Source organism: Pseudoxanthomonas sp. CF125 (genome assembly GCF_900104085.1).
GTDB lineage: Bacteria > Pseudomonadota > Gammaproteobacteria > Xanthomonadales > Xanthomonadaceae > Pseudoxanthomonas_A.
In genome coordinates this window covers 886174-904147 of the sequence record NZ_FNLD01000002.1, presented here as the reverse complement: position 1 = coordinate 904147, position 17974 = coordinate 886174, and the positions used below count along the sequence as shown (strand labels likewise).

Genomic DNA, 17974 nt, shown 5'->3' with positions numbered 1-17974 from the left:
TCTCCCGGCCGCCCTTCCCCAAAGGGGAGAGGGCAACGTCAACAGCAACCGACAGATTCGGACAAAAAGAAACCCCGGCTCGCGCCGGGGTTTCCACTCGCCTTCCTGGCGGCCTTCGATCAGAAGGTGACGCTCCAACTGTTGATGTAGCCGGTATCGCCGCCGGCGTTGTCGTTCACGCGCAGGTTCCAGGTGCCGTTCAACGCTTCGCTCGACAGGTTCACCGTGTAGGTCGAGTTGATGTTGTCGGCGCTGCCGCCCGTGCGGTTGTGCAACACGTACACGCTGCCGTCCGGCGCCACCAGGTCCACCTTCAGGTCGCCCTTGTAGGTGTGCACGATGTTCACCGCCACCGACGTGCTGGCCAGACCGTTGCCGCTGCGGCCGGAGACGGTGATGGGGCTGTTGACCGTCGCATTGTCGCTGATGGTCACGTCGGTGCCGTTGGTGTACGTCTGCGTGCCGCCACCGCCGCCGGTGGTGTAGCTGCCGGTCAGGCTGAGGCCGGAGAAGGCGGAATAGGCCTTCAGGCGAACGTAATACGTGCCTGCGGTGGGCGTGGCGAAGGTGCAGGTTTCGGCGTTGCCGTTCAAGTACGGTCGGCAGTCGTACACCGTGTCCGTCGGAGCACTGCCGGATTTGACGTACATATCCATGTCGCCGGTACCGCCCGAGGTGGTGAAGGTCAGGTTGGAAGCTCCTGCCGGCACGACCATGGTGTAGTTCAGCGATGCGCCCGTGGCCGCCGAAAGGCCCGTCACCGGGACCCCGTTGCTCAACGCCGTGCCACCACCGCCCGTGCTCACCGTGACCGAGCTGGTCTTGGTGTTGGTGGCGCCGCCGTTGTCGGTGACCGTCAGGGTGACGGTGTAGGTGCCTGCGGCCGAGTAGGTCTTGCTGGGGTTGGTGGCCGTGGAAGTGGTGCCGTCGCCGAAGTTCCAGCTGCGCGAAGCGATGGTGCCGTCGCTGTCGGTGGAAGTGTCGGTGAAGCTGACGGTAAGTCCGCTGGCCGACGAGGTGAAGTTGGCCACCGGATTGACGTTGCCGCCGCCACCGCCGGCCGCATCCACCGCCGCCTTGGCGTCGGCGATGCCGGCTCCGATCGGCTGCGAAGGCGTGGACGGGAACGGACGCGCCGAACTCTTCAGCAACGCTTCGACCTGCGCCGGGGTTTTCGGCGTGGCCGACACAGCCTGGATCAACGCCACCACGCCGGCCACATGCGGAGTCGCCATCGAGGTGCCGCTGTAGTTGGCGTAGGTTTCCGAACCCGGCGTGGTGGTGCCGGTGTTGAGCGTGGACATGATGGTTGAGCCCGGAGCGGCGATATCCACACCCGCGCCGTAGTTGGAGAAGCTCGAACGCGCGCCGGTGCTGGTGATCGAACCCACCGCCACCACGTTGGCGCAATTGGCCGGCGAAGCGTTGGACACGTTGACGTTGTCGTTGCCCGCCGCGATGACCAGAGTGGTGCCGCGGCCGACCGCGCCATTGATCGCCGTCTGCGTGGTCGAACCGCAGGCGCCGGAACCGCCCAGGCTGAGGTTGATCACTTCGGCCGGATTGGCATTGGCCGGAACGCCGCTGACCGTACCGCCGGAGGCCCAGGTGATGGCGTCGGCGATGTCGGAGTCGTAACCGCCGCAAGTGCCCAGCACGCGTACGGGAACGACTTTGGCGCTGTATGCCACGCCCGCCACGCCCTTGGCGTTGTTGGTCACCGCCGCGACCGTGCCGGCCACGTGGGTGCCATGCCAGCTGGAGTTCTGCGCGGCATGTACGCCGCCGCACTGGTTGGCGGTGACCCAGTCGCCCGGATCGCTGGGATCGCTGTCGCGGCCGTTGCCGTCGTTGGACACGGTGGTGTCGATGATGAAGTCGTAACCCGGCAGGATGTTGGCGTTGAGGTCGCTATGGTTGGTGATGCCGGTGTCGAGCACCGCGACCACCGAGCCGGCGCCGCTGGTGACGTCCCAGGCTTCGTTGGCGCGGATGCCGGCATCGGAATCCTGGTAGCCCCACTGCTGGCTGTAGTTGGTGTCGTTGGGGGTCAAGAAGGGTTTGTTGAGTTTGTCGACTTCGACGTACACCACATTCGGATTGCTGGCGAGCTGGCGCATCAGCGATTCGGCTTCCACCCGGTCCAGTTTGCGGTCGGAACGGACGACGTCGGCGCCTACCGCCAGACGGCGCAGCTGCCTTACTTCCAGCACGCGGCCCGCTTTGGCCGGAACGGCGCGGGTCGCCGATCGCAGCGCGCTGTCCAGCGAAGCGGCGCTGGCGCGCTCGGTACTGCCGTCGCGGTATTTGACGATGAACCGGTCGAAGCTGGTCTGCTCGGGAGAATGCAGTCCGCTGACATCAACGCTGCCTGCCGCCATGGCGGGCAATGCGCACATCGAGGAGATTGCGATAGCGGTGGCGCTGGCCAGCACATGCATACGCAGACGACGCTTTGAGACATCTGACATTGAAGTTCCCTCTACAAGTGGGTGGTGCCGCTAACGCGGCTGCTTCGGGAACGGCCGTGACTTGGAACAAGGGTGGGTACGGCCGTTTCCGCTGACGGGATACGCCGGAAGCGCATCCTGAGCCGAACCTAACCGGGCGTGCGGTATGCGCACAAGACATTCCGGTGAGGAATCTCACCGAATTAGGGGCTGATATCTCTAAATGTGACGGTAACCGGTTTCAAATGTTACTAACTGGCCTTGCGGCGTGAAGGCCGTGTGAGCAGAGTCCGGTATTGGAACCGTTTGCATGCTGCGTCACGGAGCCGCGTTGCGCGGCCCGTCAAAGCTGTTGGGCGAGCCTCAAAGCATCCCCGTTTCCAGCTTGGCCGCTTCCGACATCATGTGCCGGCCCCACGGCGGGTCGAATACCAGTTCGACATCGGCCTCAGCCACGGTGGGAATGAGCTCAAGCTTGTTGCGCACGTCGTCGACCAGGATTTCGCCCATGCCGCAGCCGGGGGCGGTCAGGGTCATCTTGACCTCCACTTCGCGCTGCCCGTCCTCGCGGTGGCGCAGGTTGGCTTCGTAAACCAGGCCCAGATCCACGATATTGAACGGGATCTCCGGATCGAAGCAGGTGCGCAGCTGTTTCCAGACCAGTTGTTCGACTTCCTCGTCGCTGGCGTTCTCGGGCAGGCTCAGCGACTCGGCCGGTTCCTTGCCAATCGCGTCCCCATCCACGCCCGCGATGCGGAACAGATTGCCTTCCACGAACACCGTATAGCTGCCGCCCAGCGCCTGGGTGATGTAGCCGAAACTGCCCGCCGGCAGAGTGACGCTGTCGCCTTGGGGCACCAGGACGGCGGCGCAATCGCGCTCGAATTGGACCGGTTCGCTGCTACGGGAGTACATGACAACCAGATGGGGGCCGCGCGGGCTAGCGCAAGCCGTTATTTTAGCCCGCCTGCCCGCTGCGCAGCGGGTCGAGGCGATCGGGTGAGGGCAACGGAGTGTTCCGGAGCGGACAAAAACCGCGGATGGCCGCCACTGCGTTGCCGACGATGCGGCGCTTTTTCCTCACGCTCCCCTGCGGCGACCCGTATCCTATGCCGTCACCACGGAGCCCCGATGCAAGAAGCCCAACCCAATACACGCCCCGCACGCTGGCTCGCTCCGGTGATGCTGCTCCTGGGGGGACTCTGCTTCACCGTGGTCTGGATCATGCTGGCGGTGTATACGGGCAAGACCTGCGGCTGGATGGCCGTAGTGGGAGCGCTGGATGCCGCCGTGATGCTGCGACTGGGCGGAATGCCGCGCGGCGCGGCGCGGGCGCTGCTGGCCGTACTGGCGACGGTAGCGATCCTGGTGCTGGCCAACTGGGGCGTCGCGGCCACGCAGATCGGTTTCGCCATGGGGCTCAATCCTTGGGATTCGGCGCTCAAGTTGGGTATGGACTACGCCTGGACGCTGGCGGGATTGGCCAATCATGCGGTGGACCGACTGTGGATGGGGGTGGCGCTGGTCGTCGCGGCTATCGCCGCGCGCTGAGCCTTTTCGCAGAACCAACGCAGAAGCCAAGCTCGCTCGGCTGCGTGTGGAATCAAAGGCAGCCGAGCAGTCCGCTGTTGCGGCACTTCGCTCGGACCGCACCACTTACTTGGACTGCAACGATCCCTTCAGGAACGTGGCTACCTTCTCAGCGAAATCTTCCAAGCCCTTCTCCGCCTGGCCGCCAACCCAGCCTCCGACTTTCCGGTCGATCACTTCGCCCTCGCCGACCAAGGCGCCGTCCGACTTGCGTGTGGCCCGGACCAGCACGCCGAATTTTTGCGCACCCGCCCCGAACCCCACCAGGTATCGCAGCGCCTGGTTGCCTTCCTTGAAATCGGTTATCCGCCCGCTCAATACCAGCGCGCGCGTCGGATCAGGGCATTGCGGCGATGCGTCTGCGACAAGAGTGGACCGGAAGCCGCGGATTTTTTCGGGAATCTGGCCCGCGATTTCGCGTTGCATGCTGCCCAGCTTTTCCGCAGGAATCGTGGCCGCACGCGCATCCTGCTTGCTGGTGATGAAACCGCTACCCACTTCGAAGCGCTTGACCTCGACGCAATCGAAATCCTTCGTGCTTACCGGACCGGCCAGTGGCGCAGGAGCGATTTCGATGACGCTGCCCGCCACCGCAGGAGTAGGCGGCGCCGTGGTCGCGGGTTCGTCGGCCACTGCATTTTCAGCAGACGTCTTTTTCGAGTCCTGACTTCCCGCCCACCATTTGCTTTCGGTCCGCTGGGTTGCGGCTTCCTGCGCAACGGCCATCAGAGGCATCCACAGCAAACAGGCGCAGGCCAGCCTGCGTCTTGTTGTGCTTTTCATTTTCCCTTCCCCTTATTTCAAAACAAGCCGAACACGCCGCTCAATGTCCCCCATCGAGCGCTTTGAGTTCGCTGACCAGAGCACTGGCCATCTCCGCGCCATCGCCATACAGCATGCGCGTGTTGTCGGCATAGAACAGCGCGTTTTCGATGCCGGCGAAACCGGTGCCCTTGCCGCGCTTGATGACGATGGTGTTCTTGGAATCGACCACGTCCAGAATGGGCATGCCGTAGATGGGCGAGGCCGGATCGGTCTTGGCCACCGGATTGACCACGTCGTTGGCGCCGATCACCAGCGACACGTCGGTGTTGGGGAATTCGGGATTGATGTCGTCCATGTCGGCGATCAGGTCGTAGGGCACGCCGGCTTCGGCCAACAGCACGTTCATGTGCCCCGGCATGCGTCCGGCGACCGGATGGATGGCGAACTTCACCTTCACCCCGCGCTCCATCAACCGCTGCGCCAGTTCCCAGATCTTGTGTTGCGCCTGGGCCACCGCCAGGCCGTAGCCGGGCACGATCACCACGCGTTCGGCGAAGGCCATCATCGCGGCCACGTCGCCTGCTTCTATGGGCTTCTGCGAGCCGCTGATCTCCTGCATCTCGCCGCTGCCGGGACCGAAGCTGGAGAACAGCACGCCGCTGATGGGACGGTTCATGGCCTTGGCCATCAGCCGCGTCAACAGGATGCCGGCCGCGCCGACCATCATGCCGGCGATGATCAGGGTTTCGATACCCAGCACATAACCTTCGAAGGCCACGGCCAGACCGGTGAACGCGTTGTACAGCGAGATCACCACCGGCATGTCGGCGCCGCCGATGGGCAGGGTCATCAGGATGCCCAGCGCCAGCGCGACGATGAAGAAAGCGATGATCCACGGCGTGCCCAGCGTCCAGATGGCCATGATGCCCAGCACCACCGCCGCCAGCGCGACCAGCGCGTTGAACCACTGCTGGCCCGCGAACGTGTAGCGCTTGTCCATGCGCCCATCGAGTTTGGCCCAGGCGATGATGGAACCCGACAGCGACACCGCGCCGATCAGCGCGCCCACCACCGCCAGCACCAGGGTCACCCGCGAAGGCGAGCCGCCCATGGACGAATAGCGCAGCAGTTCCACCGCACCGATGGCCGCCGCCGAGCCGCCGCCCATGCCGTTGTACAGCGCCACCATCTGCGGCATGTCGGTGATGGCCACGCGGTTGGCGGAAATCCATGCCGCCGCAGTGCCGATGGCTACTGCGGTGAAGATCAGCAGGTGGTTGTGCAGTTCGGGCAGCAGGAAAGTGGCGGCCGTGGCGATCAGCATACCCAGGCCGGCCCAACGAATGCCGCTGCGCGCGGTCATCGGCGAGGCCATGCGCTGCAGGCCCAGCAGGAACAGCGTGGCAGCGACCAAGTAGCTCAGCTTGACGAAGGTCGCCAGCACTTCGGGCGTGATCAAGCTCATGGCTGCGCCCCCGGCTTGCCGGCCGGTTTCTTGGAGGACTTGAACATGTCCAGCATGCGCTCGGTCACCACGTAGCCGCCGGCGGCGTTGCCCGCACCCAGCAGCACGGCGACGAAGCCGATCACCTTTTCCAGGGTGGTATCGGCATGGCCCAGCACGATCATGGCGCCGATCAGCACGATGCCATGGATGAAGTTGGAGCCCGACATCAGCGGGGTATGCAGGATCACCGGCACCCGCGAGATGATCACGTGGCCGGCGATGGCCGCCAGCATGAAGATGTACAGGGCCACGAAACCGTCGCTCATCCACTCTCTCCTCGGGCACTGCGCCCTGCCGCATCATAACCGGGCCCTGAATCCGTTGGCAGCAAGGTCAACCGTTCGCCGGGAACAGCGTTTCCTTCCCCGAACCCACCACAAGGACGACGCGATGAAATGCAAACCCGTGCTGTTGTTCGCCGCATTGCTGCTGGGCATCGCCGGCACCGCTTCCGCCCGCGACCTCGGCGACCGTGTCGACCACCGCCTGGACCGGCGGGGCGACCGGGTGGAACAGCGGCTCGACCTCAAAGGCGACCGGATAGAAACCCGCTATGACCGGCGCGCTGCCTGGGCCGATAGCCACGGCCATGCGCGCGCGGCCGATCGCCTGGAAGCGCGTGGCAATCATGTAGACCGCCGGCTGGACCGCAAGGGACAGCGCGCCGACAACCGTCTGGACCGTCGCGGCGACCGCTTCGACCGCCGTTGGGACCACAGGCACTAAGCTGTGCTGGTGAGTGCCGACATCAGCCAGGCTGGCTTCGACCAGCAGACCGGGAACGCCGCACGCCCCCCTGCGGTGACGCTGGAACTGTTCCTGGCCGGTATCGGCACCCGCGCGTTCCGCTTCGCCGAAGCCGGCCTGCGCAGCCGCGACGATGCACTGGATGCGGTGCAGGACGCGATGATGAAGATGCTGGGCTACCGCGAGCGCCCCCCCGCCGAATGGACCCCGTTGTTCTGGAGCATCCTGCGGCGCAAGATCGTGGACGTGCAGCGGCGCGGCAATTTCCGCCTGCGCTTGTTCGCTCCGGCCAACGAACGCGGCGAGGACAGCGCGATCGACTGGGCCGACTCCGCCGCCGGGCCTTCGCAAGCCCACGACCAGCGCGAAGCCTATGCGAAGCTGACCCTGGCCCTGCGCAAGCTGCCGGCGCGCCAGCGCGAAGCCTTCACCTTGCGCGTGCTGGAAGAACTGGACGTGGCCGATACAGCCAAGGCCATGGGCTGTTCGGAAGGCTCGGTCAAGACCCATCTGTCGCGCGCGCGCGACGCTTTGCAGAAACAACTGGAGGATTTCCGATGAACCCGGAGATCGAAGAACGCAACAATGAATTCGACCGCAATATGCGCCAATTGCATGCGGCCGCCGTCTCGCAGGTTTCGCCGCAGACGCTGGCTCGGTTGCGCGCGGCGCGGCATGCCGCGCAGGCCGCACCCAAGCGCGGGCATGCGTGGCGCTGGGTCGCCGCCACGGCGTTCTCCGCAGTGCTGGCGGTGGCCTTAGGCGTGCAGTTCCTGCCGCAGTCCGGCACCGTGCCGGCAACGCAGACCACGGTCGCAGCGATGGGCGATGATGATATCTATGGCGACAGTCTCGCCGCGCTGGACGAAAGTCCCGATCTGTACATGTGGCTGGCTTCTTCCGAAGCCGAGCCGCTGGCGATGGAGTAACCGCATGAAGACCGTTCTTTCCTGTTCCCTCGCGCTTGGCCTGCTGTTGCTGGCCGGTAACGCACTGGCGCAATCGGCGCCTGCGCAGCCGCTGCCAGACTGGGAAAAATTGACCCCGCAGCAGCGCGAGGCGTTGATCGCGCCGGTGCGCGAGCGCTGGAACAGCGATCCCGATGACCGCCCGCGCATGCTGGAGCACGCGCAACGCTGGAAAAGCATGACGCCCGAACAGCGTCAGCAGGCGCGCAAGGGCATGCGCCGTTATGAAGGCATGAATCCCCGCCAGCGCGAAGAGGCGCGCGTGCTGTTCATACGCATGAAGGACCTACCGCCGGAGCAGCGCAGGAAATTGCGCGAGGACTGGAAGAACATGACGCCGGAACAGCGTCGCGCCTGGATACAGAAGAATGCGCCGAAGGAGCCGCTGCCACCCTTGCCGCCTCGGTAAGTCCAAGTCGATAGCTTCAGCTGCAGAGCCGGCTTGCGACAGCATTGGCCGGATAGTTCCGGGCTGGGCTACGGATACACTCATATCAAGGGTCGTCATCCCGGCGAAAGCCGGGACCCAACTTTCCGAGTGTTGATGCTAGGGTCCCGGCTTTCGCCGGGATGACGGCCTGAATTATTACGATTGGGCCGCGAATCCGCTTCCCGCTCTCAACTTATTTTCATTCCGCAGCAACCACTTCCGGCCATCGCGTCTTCGCAAGCAGCTCATCGTTCCAATCGAAATTGATCGCGCCGTCCTTGACGAACAGGGAAACGAAATTGAACACGTTGCGCGAATACATCTCGCTGGCGTGCACCGCGCCCATGCTGGCCAGATTCAAGGGGCCGGCGATGGTCACGCCGTTGCGTTCAACGGTTTCGCCTGGCTTGGTGGCCTCGCAGTTGCCGCCGGTTTCGGCAGCCAAGTCCACGATCACACTGCCCGGCTTCATCGCTTCGACCATGGGCATGGTGATGATCTTGGGGGCGGGACGGCCCGGTACGGCGGCAGTGCAGACCACCACGTCGATGCCCTTCAGATGTTCGGCCAGACGGCGCTGCTGTTCGGCGCGCTCCTCATCGGTAAGCTGGCGCGCATAGCCACCCTCGCCCGCTGCACTGACGCCCAGATCCAGAAACTTGCCGCCCAGCGATTCGATCTGTTCGCGCGTTTCCGGGCGCACGTCGAAGCCTTCCACCTGCGCGCCCAGGCGCTTGGCGGTGGCGACCCCCTGCAGGCCGGCGACGCCCGCGCCGACGATCAATACCTTGGACGGACGAATGGTGCCGGCTGCGGTGGTCAGCATGGGGAAGAAGCGCGGCGCCAGCTGCGCGGCGATCAATACGGCCTTGTAACCTGCCATGCCGGCCTGCGAGCTGAGCACGTCCATCGCCTGCGCGCGCGTGGTGCGCGGCAGCTTTTCCAGCGGGAACGACAGGATGCCGCGCGCCTTGAGCGCGTCGCCGCGTGCCGCGTCGGCTTGCGGCTGCAGCATGCCGACTAGGGTCGCGCCCTGCTTCAATTGGCCGATGGCCGCAGGGTCGGGCGACTGCACGCAAAGCACCAGATCGGCCTGCGCCGGCGTATCGCCCGTCGCCAGCTGGGCGCCCGCATCGAGATAGGCCTGATCGACGAAACCAGCGCCCAGCCCGGCACCGGGTTCGACCTTGATGCTGGCGCCGGCGGCGACGAGCTTCTTCACCGTTTCCGGAGTGGCGGCCACGCGACGCTCACCCGCCGCCGACTCCTTCAACACCAGCACTTCAATCGCCATGTTTCCCTCACCAATCGGATTCCAGACTGCCGATGCTAGCAAAGCGCGGGGAGGAAGGCCGGTTTGCGGGAAAATGGGCTTTGGCTTTGGCTTTGGCTTTGGCTTTGGCTTTGGCTTTGGTCCATCCACCCCGTGAGGCGCGGCAAGCAGGCCGGGACAAACCCCGCAGGGGCGGCGCACAAGGATGTGCGCCGTTTCCGGAGGCGCAGGATGCGCCTTACGGAAATTCCCGGCCCGCTTGCGAACCCCACAGCTTCATCGTGGGGCGCGGCGTTAGAGCCTGCCCCGTACTTGATACGGGGGCGGCTTTCTTTTGGTTACTTCTCTTTGCCGTTCAAAGAAAAGTGACTCGCGCAAAGCGCGGCTTTCAACAGCCGAATGGCTGGTCAACGCTTTTGCTTTGAAGCAAAAGTAAAAGCCAGAGCAAGAGCACCCCTCCTCAATCCTCCCCTGCGCTGCGCGCAAGGGAGGAGGCAGAAGCAAATGCAGGAGCAGGAGCAAAATCAAGATGGATCCCAGCGTTCGCTGGGATGACGACTGATTTTTTTCTAAGGTTTGTGCGCAAGTCGCTGGGTCCCCGCCTTCGCGGGGATAACGATTCAGGAGAATTTGAGATGAAGGCGAGCGAAAATCAGGCGCCGACCGCCGCCTTTTCCGGGTCCAACCGCTCGATCACACCCTGCATCGCGCTATCGAACGCATCCTCTTCCTCGTGCGTGCGCAGCCGCCCCATGCGCACCATCATCGCCAGCTCTTCCGGCGAGGCCACGCAGAAACGCACCCCGCGGCGATTGACGAACAACAGCCGCGAAGAAATCGGGCTGACCCACGACAGCTTGCCGGCCTGCACCTTGTTGTCCTTGTCCACGAAGTCCAGCCACGTGCCGATCGCCAGCGAGCGGAAATGGTCGGCGTCGGTACTGTCGAAATCCAGCGTATCGGTGCCCCCGACCAACTGGATGGAAACCGAATCGTCCTCCGCCACCTTCGGCAGCGCGACCTGCGGCAGCTCGGGAAGCTGTCTTTCCAGGTCCGGGCGCGAGGCCGCCACCGCCTGCAAAGTGTCGTGCAGCGCATCGACCGCGGAACTGGCGGCATCGGGATTCATGCCCACGCTGGCGAACACCTTTTGCAGCGAAGGCCGCCAGCTTTGCAGCCACGGCTTGCCGATGATCTGGCGCTGCGCTTCGGTTAGCTCTTCCATCAAACCATCGGCCAGGGCCAGCGCATCGCGCAAACCGTCACTGTCCTCGCCTTCGCGCAGCACGGTCATGGTGACGTGGTGGGCCCAGGGCTGGCGCATGAAATCGTCGATGGCCTGCGGCACATGGCGTCCGTCCAGACGGCTGGACAGCTCTTGCGCCATGCGCACGCGCGCGCTTTCCAGGCGTTCCTGGCCGCTCTGTATTTCCGCGGCGCGGCGTTCGGCGATTTCGATGCGGCGCTTGTGCTGGCCCAGGAAATCGCGGAATTCCTCTTCCAGAGTCAGGAAGATGGCCAGGTTCTCGTTGAACTCGGCGGTCAGGCGGTCCACCACTTCCTCGACCTTGGTCATCAGCGTGCGCTCGGCCGCGCTCTCGCCGTTGTTGCCTTCGCAAGCCTCGGCCAGCACATTAAGCAAGCGCCGCGCCGGATGGGTCTTCTGCACGAACATGCGCCGGTCCAGCAACGCGACCTTGACGAAAGGAACCACCAGCCGACCGATCAGTTCGCGCGGGCGGCCTTCCAGATCGCGCTCGTCCAGCATCACGTCGAAAAGCATGCCGACCAGATCGATGGCGTCCTCGTCCACCGGCGCCAGGCGCGCGGTCGAAGGGTCCACACCCAATTGCGTGGCGCCGCTGAGCACTTCGCTCTTCAAGCGCTGGGCCAGCGATTCGCCGGTATCGCCGATGGCCGCGCGCAGCGTTGCGCTGGGCGTGCTTTGCAGCAGGGAAAGCACCGACAGCATTTCGCGCTGCGACAGCGGACGGTTGTCCCCACCGGAGGAAGCGCGCGAAGGTTCCGGAGCCTCGCGATTACCTCGCGACTCCTGCAGCAAGTGGTGCAACGCCTCCAGCAGCACGCCCTGCGCGCCGCCGGCATAACCCGGAGGACCATCGCCGAAGTTGTTGTGCGCCAGGGACGCCTGCATGCCGCCCTTCATGCCCGCCATGCGGTGAGTGAAGCGGGCGGCCCAGGCCGGTGCGCTGGCTTCGTCTTCCTCGGCCATTGCTTCCCGTTCCATCTCACGCGCCATCTCCCGCTCCGTCTCCGGCGCGCGCTGCGCCGGCCGGGCGGGCGAACGGGTAGCGGGCATCTCGGGCATCACCCCCGACTGCACCAGCCGCTGATCCAGCGCTTCGTAGATACGGCCGATGCCGGGCACCAGATCGCGCTCGCATAGCTTGATGACCACCAGCCGCACTTCCAGGGAAAGCTCGCAAGTGGCGAAGGCCTCATGGATGGCGACGCCGATATGTTCCGGGCCAATGGGATTGTGGTCGTTGTCCAGCACCAGATTGCCGGCGATCCAGCCCAGGCGACGATCCAGGCGCTGCAGCACCGGCTTGCAATCGCGCATGATCACGCTGGCCAGGTTGCGCGCGGCCAGTCGCGATTCCAGTTCCTGGTCCGAAACCAGGCTCAGCGCGGAGCTGGGTTCGGCCAGCGCGCTTTCCATCGAAAGCGGTTCGCCGGCTTCCAGCGATTGCCAGGCTTTGTCCAGATGCGCGCGGAAACGGCGAATGATCTCGTCGCGGCGGCGGCGCAGTTCGCGCATCGCATCCAGGAAAGCCATCTGCGAATGGCCGGCGCGTTCGGCGCGATCGAACAAGGCGTCGTCGAAGCGGCCAAGGGCCACCGCGAAGGTATCCACCAGCGGAGGCACGACGGTCGCCCGCGCTTGCTCCAGCAACCGCGAATCGCGCCCGTAATGCTCGGCGTTGTGAGTGCTGCTGGACATGCTCAAGGTTCCCCGCCTTGGCAGGCGATTTGTGTCGGGGGCTGGACAGGATCGGAACTCCTAGTCCCACCTGTACAGCTTAGGGAATCGCGGTCTGCGGCAACCGTGACCCGTTAGGCACTTTGATGCCGTGCAACATGCATGAAACGCTAAACTAGCCTCCATGACGACCCCGAACCCATTGCAATTCCTCGATAGCCGCCTTTCCGTCCCCTCCAAACAGCTGACCGAGCCCGGTCCCGACGATGCCACCCTGCTGCGCATGCTGCAGGCCGCGGTGCGGGTGCCCGATCACGGCAAGCTGGTGCCCTTCCGCTTGCTGCGCATCCAGGGCCAGGCCCGCCATGCGCTGGGGGAAGCGCTGGCCGTCCGCACCTTGCAACGCGATCCGCAGGCACCGGAGGCGGCAGTCGAGAAAGACCGCGCACGCTTTTCCCATGCGCCGCTGATCGTTACCGTGATCGCGCGGCTCACCCCCGGCCACAAGGTGCCGGAGCAGGAACAACTGCTCAGTGCAGGCTGCGTCTGCTTCGCGCTGTTGCAGTCGGCGCAGGCCTTGGGTTTCGGGGCGCAATGGTTGACCGGTTGGGCGGCCTACGACGAATCGATCGGACAGACCTTGGGCCTTGGAGAAAATGAAAAAGTCGTCGGTTTCATCCATATCGGTACGCCCAAGCTCGATGTGCCCGAGCGCGAGCGCCCAGAGGTCGCGGCCCTGCTGAGCGACTGGCAACCACCGTCGGTGGTGAGCTCGTCGAACCATGCCTGAAGCGATGGCCGCGCCCAAGCCCCTGTACCTGGTGGATGCCAGCCTGTACGTGTTCCGCGCCTGGCATTCCATGCCCGACCAGTTCCACGATGCCGATGGCTGGCCGACCAATGCGGTGCATGGCTTCGCGCGTTTCGTGCTGGAACTGCTGGAACAGGAGCGTCCGCAGAACATCGCCATCGCTTTCGACGAAGCGCTGGACAGCTGTTTCCGCAACAAACTTTACCCGGCCTACAAAGCCAACCGCGACCCGGCACCGGAAGAACTCAAGCGCCAGTTCACCCATTGCAAGGCGCTGTGCGCCGCGCTGGGCCTGAATGTGCTGGCGCATAGCGAATACGAAGCCGACGACCTGATCGGCAGCGCGCTGCACTTCGCCCGGCCGCGCGGCTTCCGCGGAGTCATCGTGTCGGCCGACAAGGACATGTCGCAATTGCTGATGGAAGCCGACGAGCAATGGGATTTCGCCCGCGGGCAGCGCTGGGGCATGGCCGGGGTGAAGGCGCGCCACGGCGTGGAAGCCACCCAGATCGCCGATTACCTGGCGCTGACCGGCGATGCGGTGGACAACATTCCGGGCGTCACCGGCATCGGCGCCAAGTCGGCGGCGATCCTGCTGGCGCATTTCGGCAGCCTGGACATTCTGCTTACGCGCATCGACGAAGTAGCCTTCCTGCGTATGCGCGGCGCGGCGCAGATGGCCGTGCGCCTGCGCGAGCAACGCGAGCATGCGCTGCTGTGGCGGCAACTGTCGACCATCGCGCTGGATGCGCCGGTGGACAGCGCCGAACCGGACTTCGTCCGCGCCAGCGTCGATGCCGGCATGCTCGAGGCGCTTTCCGAATCGCTGCGCTTCGGCCCGATGACGCGCCGGCGGCTGCGCGCCGCCGCCGGCCTTGCCGACAACGCCTTGTAGGAGCGGGCCCTGCCCACGACCGAGGCTTTCCCAGTGAAGCTTCGTCGCGGGCAGGGCCCGCTCCTACATCGGTTCTTATCTTCCCGTTAGCATGTACGCATGAACGACAAGACCGCACCGCCCAAGACCGTCTACGAAGGCAAATACCTGCGCATGATCGAGCGCGGCACCTGGGAATACGTGGAACGCACCCACGCCACCGGACTGGCCGCGATCATCATCGCGGTGACGCCAGAGGACAAGGTGCTGTTCGTCGAACAATTCCGCGTGCCGCTGCAGGCGGCCACCATCGAGATGCCGGCTGGATTGGTGGGGGACATCCATGCCGACGAATCCATCGAGATCTCCGCGGTCCGTGAGTTGGAGGAGGAAACCGGCTGGACCGCCGCGCACGCGGAAGTACTGATGATTGGCCCGACCTCTTCGGGCATGGCCAGCGAAAAGATCGCCTTCGTCCGCGCCACTGGCCTGACCCGGGTCGGCGCGGGGGGCGGCGACGGCGACGAGAACATCACCGTCCACGAGATTCCGCGCAAACAGGCTGCTGCGTGGCTGGTGCGGAAAATGGCCGAAGGCTACGAACTGGACGCCAAGCTGTGGGCCGGCTTGTGGATGATCGACCACCACCTGGACGGCGCGCCGCGTGGATAGCCCGGCGACGCTGCTGGGCGCGGACGATCCAGCCCCTTTTACCGTCCATCGCGCGCACGGCGATTCCCCTTTCGTGTTGATCGCCGACCATGCCGGGCAAAGAATTCCCGCGCGCCTGGGCGATCTGGGCCTGTCGCAGGCCGAACTCGATCGCCATATCGGCTGGGACATCGGCATCGCCGGCCTGGCCGAACGCCTCTCGGAAAAGCTCGACGCCTTCGCCATCCTGCAGACCTATTCGCGGCTGGTGATCGACTGCAACCGTCCGCTGGAAGCGCCCGGCTCGATAGTCGCCGTCAGCGATGGGACCGCAATTCCCGGCAATGAAAGCTTGGACGACGACGCCAGGACAGCGCGCGCGCTGGAGATCTTCGCGCCCTATCACGCGCGCATCACCCAGGAACTGGATCGCCGCAGCGAAGAGTCACCCGCACCGGTGCTGGTCTCGCTGCACAGCTTCACCCCTGTGTTCGCGGGCTTCGTGCGGCCCTGGCACACAGGGGTGCTCTACCACCGCGACGCGCGCCTGGCCCATGCCTTGCGCGACGCACTGCGCGCGGAAGCAGGAATGGTGGTCGGCGACAACGAACCGTACGCGGTCAGCGACACCAGCGACTTCGCCGTTCCGGTGCACGGCGAGCAGCGCGGGCTATTGCATGTGGAGCTGGAAATCCGGCAGGACCTGATTGACGATGCGGCGGGACAGGAGGAATGGGCCGAGCGGCTGGCCCGGATTCTGCCTGCGCTGTTGCCGGATTTGACCCACGGCTGATCCGCTTCTGCTACAACGGTGCTACCCCACGCTTCCAGCACCGCTACTCCGCCCGTTGCACCTGCACGGTGCGATGCAGTGCCGGCGGCTCCATGCCCCGGAGTTTCCCGTGCTGATACGCCTCGGTTTCGAAATCACCCACCGCTTTCCCGAACCGACCCCGATGCTGCTGACCTTGAACCTGCACGATTCGCGGCGCGCGGACATCGCCATCGCCAAGGAACTGCAGACTTCGCCGGCCGTTCCGCTGCAGCAGTACCACGACGGCTTCGGCAATCTCTGCACGCGTCTGGTTTCGCCGGCCGGGTCCTTCACCGTGTCCTCGGATGCCGTGGTGCGCGATACGGGCTGGACCGACGCGGTCGTCCCCGATGCGCAGCAGATTCCGGTCTATCAACTGCCGGATGAAACCCTGGTCTACCTGCTGGGCAGCCGCTACTGCGAGACCGACAAGCTTGCCGAGCAAGCCTGGGAGCTGTTCGGCCAGACGCCGACCGGCTGGGCGCGCGTGCAGGCCATCTGCGACTACGTGCACAACCGCATCCAGTTCGGCTATGAGTTCGCCAACGCCACCAAGGGCGCCGCTCAGGCACTGGAAGAAGGACGCGGCGTGTGCCGCGATTTCGCCCATTCGGCCATCGCGCTCTGCCGTTGCATGAACATTCCGGCGCGTTACTGCACCGGCTACATCGGCGACTTCGGCGTACCGCCCAGCGCCGCGCCCATGGATTTCTCGGCCTGGTTCGAAGCCTTTCTAGACGGTCAGTGGTACACCTTCGACGCACGCCACAACTTCCCGCGCATCGGCCGCGTGTTGATCGCGCGCGGGCGCGATGCGGCCGACGTGGCGATCAGCAATACCTTCGGGCCGAACACGCTGGAGAAGTTCGAGGTGTGGTCGGAGGAAACCTTCGTGGAAGCGTTGATTCCTCGCGAACCCACCGCCACGTAGGAGCTGCGTAAGCTGCGACTGTGGAAATGGGCTGCAGGTTGGTTGCTGCCTGCGATCTGAAGCGTTCCGGTCGCAGCTTACGCAGCTCCTACAAAGCGAATTTGTCGGTCGCCGTCACCAGCGCATCCACATGCTCGGCTTCGAACGCCGAGTGTCCCGCCGTCGGCGAGATCACCAGCTGCGCTTTCGGCCAGGCCTTGTGCAGGTCCCAGGCATTGGCCATGGGGCAGACCACGTCGTAGCGGCCATGCACGATCACGCCGGGGATGTCGGCGATCCTGTACGCATCGCGCAGCAACTGGTCTTCCACTTCGAAGAAACCGCCGTTGACGAAATAATGGTTCTCGATGCGGGCGAAGGCCAGCGCGAAGGCGGCGTCTTCATGGCCGCTGATGAAATCCTGGTCCACGCGCAGAAAACTGGTGGCGCCTTCCCACACGCTCCAAGCGCGCGCCGCGGCCAGACGGGTGGCTTCGTCTTCGCTGGTCAGACGGCGATGGAAGGAAGAGATCAGGTCGTGGCGCTCCACCGCTGGAATCGGCTCCAGGAAGTGTTCCCACGCATCGGGGAACAGGCGCGAGCAGCCTTCCTGGTAGAACCATTCCAGCTCCCAGCGCCGCAGCATGAAGATGCCGCGCAGGACCAGTTCGGTCACCCGCTGCGGATGCTTCTGCGCGTAGGCCAGCGCCAAGGTGGAACCCCAGCTGCCGCCGAATACCTGCCATCGATCTACGCCGAGTTTTTCGCGCAGCCGTTCGATGTCCGCGACCAGGTGCCAGGTGGTGTTGTCCACCAGATCCGCATGCGGCGTGGAGCGGCCGGAACCGCGCTGATCGAACAGCACGATGCGGTACTTGGCCGGATCGTGGAAACGCCGCATCTTCGGGCTGCAGCCGCCGCCTGGGCCGCCGTGCAGCAGAACCACCGGCTTGCCGTGCGGATTGCCGCACTGTTCGTAGTAGAGCGTGTGGCGTTCGTCGACCTTGAGCGTGCCGGTGTCGAAGGGTTCGATTTCCGGGTAGAGCTGACGCATGGGTGTGGCCTGCGATCTGGGAGCGCGAAGTTTAGCGCAGGGGCGATTGCTTCGTTGTTTCGAGAGCTGGCCAGAAAGCAGCATTTTGCAAGCCGACTGCCTCCACGCGTGAGGTCATCCCAGCGAAAGCTGGGATCCATCTTGATCTTGCTTTCCATCGTAGGGCCTCGAAGCAAGAGCAAAGTC

At 64.8% G+C, this 17974-nt stretch carries 18 protein-coding genes; 10 read left to right on the top strand and 8 right to left on the bottom strand.

What is annotated here, in order from left to right; translation table 11 throughout:
- Window positions 1–119 precede the first annotated feature (119 nt).
- A complete protein-coding gene (locus BLR66_RS13485; RefSeq protein WP_176943871.1) occupies window positions 120–2471 on the bottom strand; it encodes a S8 family serine peptidase in 2352 nt (783 codons plus the stop codon).
- Window positions 2472–2813: 342 nt separating this feature from the next.
- Window positions 2814–3365 (bottom strand): putative Fe-S cluster assembly protein SufT, encoded by a 552-nt coding sequence (gene sufT / locus BLR66_RS13480; RefSeq protein ID WP_093287590.1) that lies wholly within the window; start codon window positions 3363–3365, stop codon window positions 2814–2816.
- A 216-nt stretch (window positions 3366–3581) separates the two neighbouring features.
- Here sufT and BLR66_RS13475 point away from each other — a divergent pair, with 216 nt between their 5' ends.
- Complete coding sequence (locus tag BLR66_RS13475; protein ID WP_093287587.1) at window positions 3582–4001, top strand: hypothetical protein; 420 nt, start codon at window positions 3582–3584, stop codon at window positions 3999–4001.
- A 105-nt stretch (window positions 4002–4106) separates the two neighbouring features.
- Here the strand turns inward: BLR66_RS13475 and BLR66_RS13470 are convergent, their stop codons facing one another.
- From BLR66_RS13470 to BLR66_RS13460, 3 genes are all read right to left on the bottom strand, one after another.
- Window positions 4107–4673, bottom strand: a complete 567-nt coding sequence (locus tag BLR66_RS13470) for a DUF4410 domain-containing protein (protein WP_176943870.1) — start codon at window positions 4671–4673, stop codon at window positions 4107–4109.
- Between the two features lie 190 nt (window positions 4674–4863).
- Entirely contained in the window at window positions 4864–6270 is a 1407-nt protein-coding gene (locus tag BLR66_RS13465) for an NAD(P)(+) transhydrogenase (Re/Si-specific) subunit beta (RefSeq protein ID WP_093287581.1), read from the bottom strand.
- Window positions 6267–6578 carry an NAD(P) transhydrogenase subunit alpha part 2 gene (locus tag BLR66_RS13460; protein WP_093287578.1) on the bottom strand — a complete coding sequence of 104 codons (312 nt, stop codon included), beginning with the start codon at window positions 6576–6578 and terminating at the stop codon, window positions 6267–6269. The genes BLR66_RS13465 and BLR66_RS13460 overlap by 4 nt, the downstream gene beginning before the upstream one ends.
- 124 nt (window positions 6579–6702) lie before the next feature.
- On the opposite strand from BLR66_RS13460, the gene BLR66_RS13455 reads away from it, so the two are divergent.
- From BLR66_RS13455 to BLR66_RS13440, 4 genes are read left to right on the top strand one after another with little or no spacing between them, the layout of a single operon-like run.
- Entirely contained in the window at window positions 6703–7038 is a 336-nt protein-coding gene (locus BLR66_RS13455) for a hypothetical protein (RefSeq protein WP_093287574.1), read from the top strand.
- Between the two features lie 21 nt (window positions 7039–7059).
- Complete coding sequence (locus BLR66_RS13450) at window positions 7060–7620, top strand: RNA polymerase sigma factor (protein ID WP_255402597.1); 561 nt, start codon at window positions 7060–7062, stop codon at window positions 7618–7620.
- Window positions 7617–7988 (top strand): hypothetical protein, encoded by a 372-nt coding sequence (locus tag BLR66_RS13445; protein ID WP_093287571.1) that lies wholly within the window; start codon window positions 7617–7619, stop codon window positions 7986–7988. Before BLR66_RS13450 ends, BLR66_RS13445 begins: the two co-directional genes overlap by 4 nt.
- Window positions 7989–7992: 4 nt before the next feature.
- Window positions 7993–8436, top strand: coding sequence for a DUF3106 domain-containing protein (locus BLR66_RS13440; RefSeq protein ID WP_093287568.1), 444 nt, complete (start codon window positions 7993–7995; stop codon window positions 8434–8436).
- A gap of 220 nt (window positions 8437–8656) precedes the next feature.
- On the opposite strand, the gene BLR66_RS13435 is transcribed toward BLR66_RS13440, so the two are convergent.
- Window positions 8657–9751 carry an NAD(P) transhydrogenase subunit alpha gene (locus BLR66_RS13435; protein ID WP_093287564.1) on the bottom strand — a complete coding sequence of 365 codons (1095 nt, stop codon included), beginning with the start codon at window positions 9749–9751 and terminating at the stop codon, window positions 8657–8659.
- Between the two features lie 631 nt (window positions 9752–10382).
- On the bottom strand, window positions 10383–12695 hold the full coding sequence (locus tag BLR66_RS13430; RefSeq protein WP_093287561.1) for a DUF1631 domain-containing protein: 2313 nt from the start codon (window positions 12693–12695) through the stop codon (window positions 10383–10385).
- Window positions 12696–12858: 163 nt separating this feature from the next.
- Between BLR66_RS13430 and BLR66_RS13425 the strand changes: the two genes are divergently transcribed.
- From BLR66_RS13425 to BLR66_RS13405, 5 genes are all read left to right on the top strand, one after another.
- The gene (locus BLR66_RS13425) at window positions 12859–13464 is read left to right on the top strand and encodes a nitroreductase family protein (protein WP_093287558.1); all 606 of its coding nucleotides are present in this window, start codon (window positions 12859–12861) and stop codon (window positions 13462–13464) included.
- On the top strand, window positions 13457–14380 hold the full coding sequence (locus tag BLR66_RS13420) for a 5'-3' exonuclease (protein WP_093287555.1): 924 nt from the start codon (window positions 13457–13459) through the stop codon (window positions 14378–14380). The genes BLR66_RS13425 and BLR66_RS13420 overlap by 8 nt, the downstream gene beginning before the upstream one ends.
- 99 nt (window positions 14381–14479) lie before the next feature.
- The gene (locus tag BLR66_RS13415) at window positions 14480–15031 is read left to right on the top strand and encodes an NUDIX hydrolase (RefSeq protein ID WP_093287552.1); all 552 of its coding nucleotides are present in this window, start codon (window positions 14480–14482) and stop codon (window positions 15029–15031) included.
- On the top strand, window positions 15024–15803 hold the full coding sequence (locus BLR66_RS13410) for an N-formylglutamate amidohydrolase (RefSeq protein WP_093287549.1): 780 nt from the start codon (window positions 15024–15026) through the stop codon (window positions 15801–15803). The genes BLR66_RS13415 and BLR66_RS13410 overlap by 8 nt, the downstream gene beginning before the upstream one ends.
- Before the next feature lie 109 nt (window positions 15804–15912).
- Window positions 15913–16755 carry a transglutaminase-like domain-containing protein gene (locus tag BLR66_RS13405; RefSeq protein ID WP_093287544.1) on the top strand — a complete coding sequence of 281 codons (843 nt, stop codon included), beginning with the start codon at window positions 15913–15915 and terminating at the stop codon, window positions 16753–16755.
- An 88-nt stretch (window positions 16756–16843) separates the two neighbouring features.
- On the opposite strand, the gene pip is transcribed toward BLR66_RS13405, so the two are convergent.
- Window positions 16844–17788, bottom strand: coding sequence for a prolyl aminopeptidase (pip, locus tag BLR66_RS13400; protein WP_093287539.1), 945 nt, complete (start codon window positions 17786–17788; stop codon window positions 16844–16846).
- Between the last annotated feature and the right edge of the window lie 186 nt (window positions 17789–17974).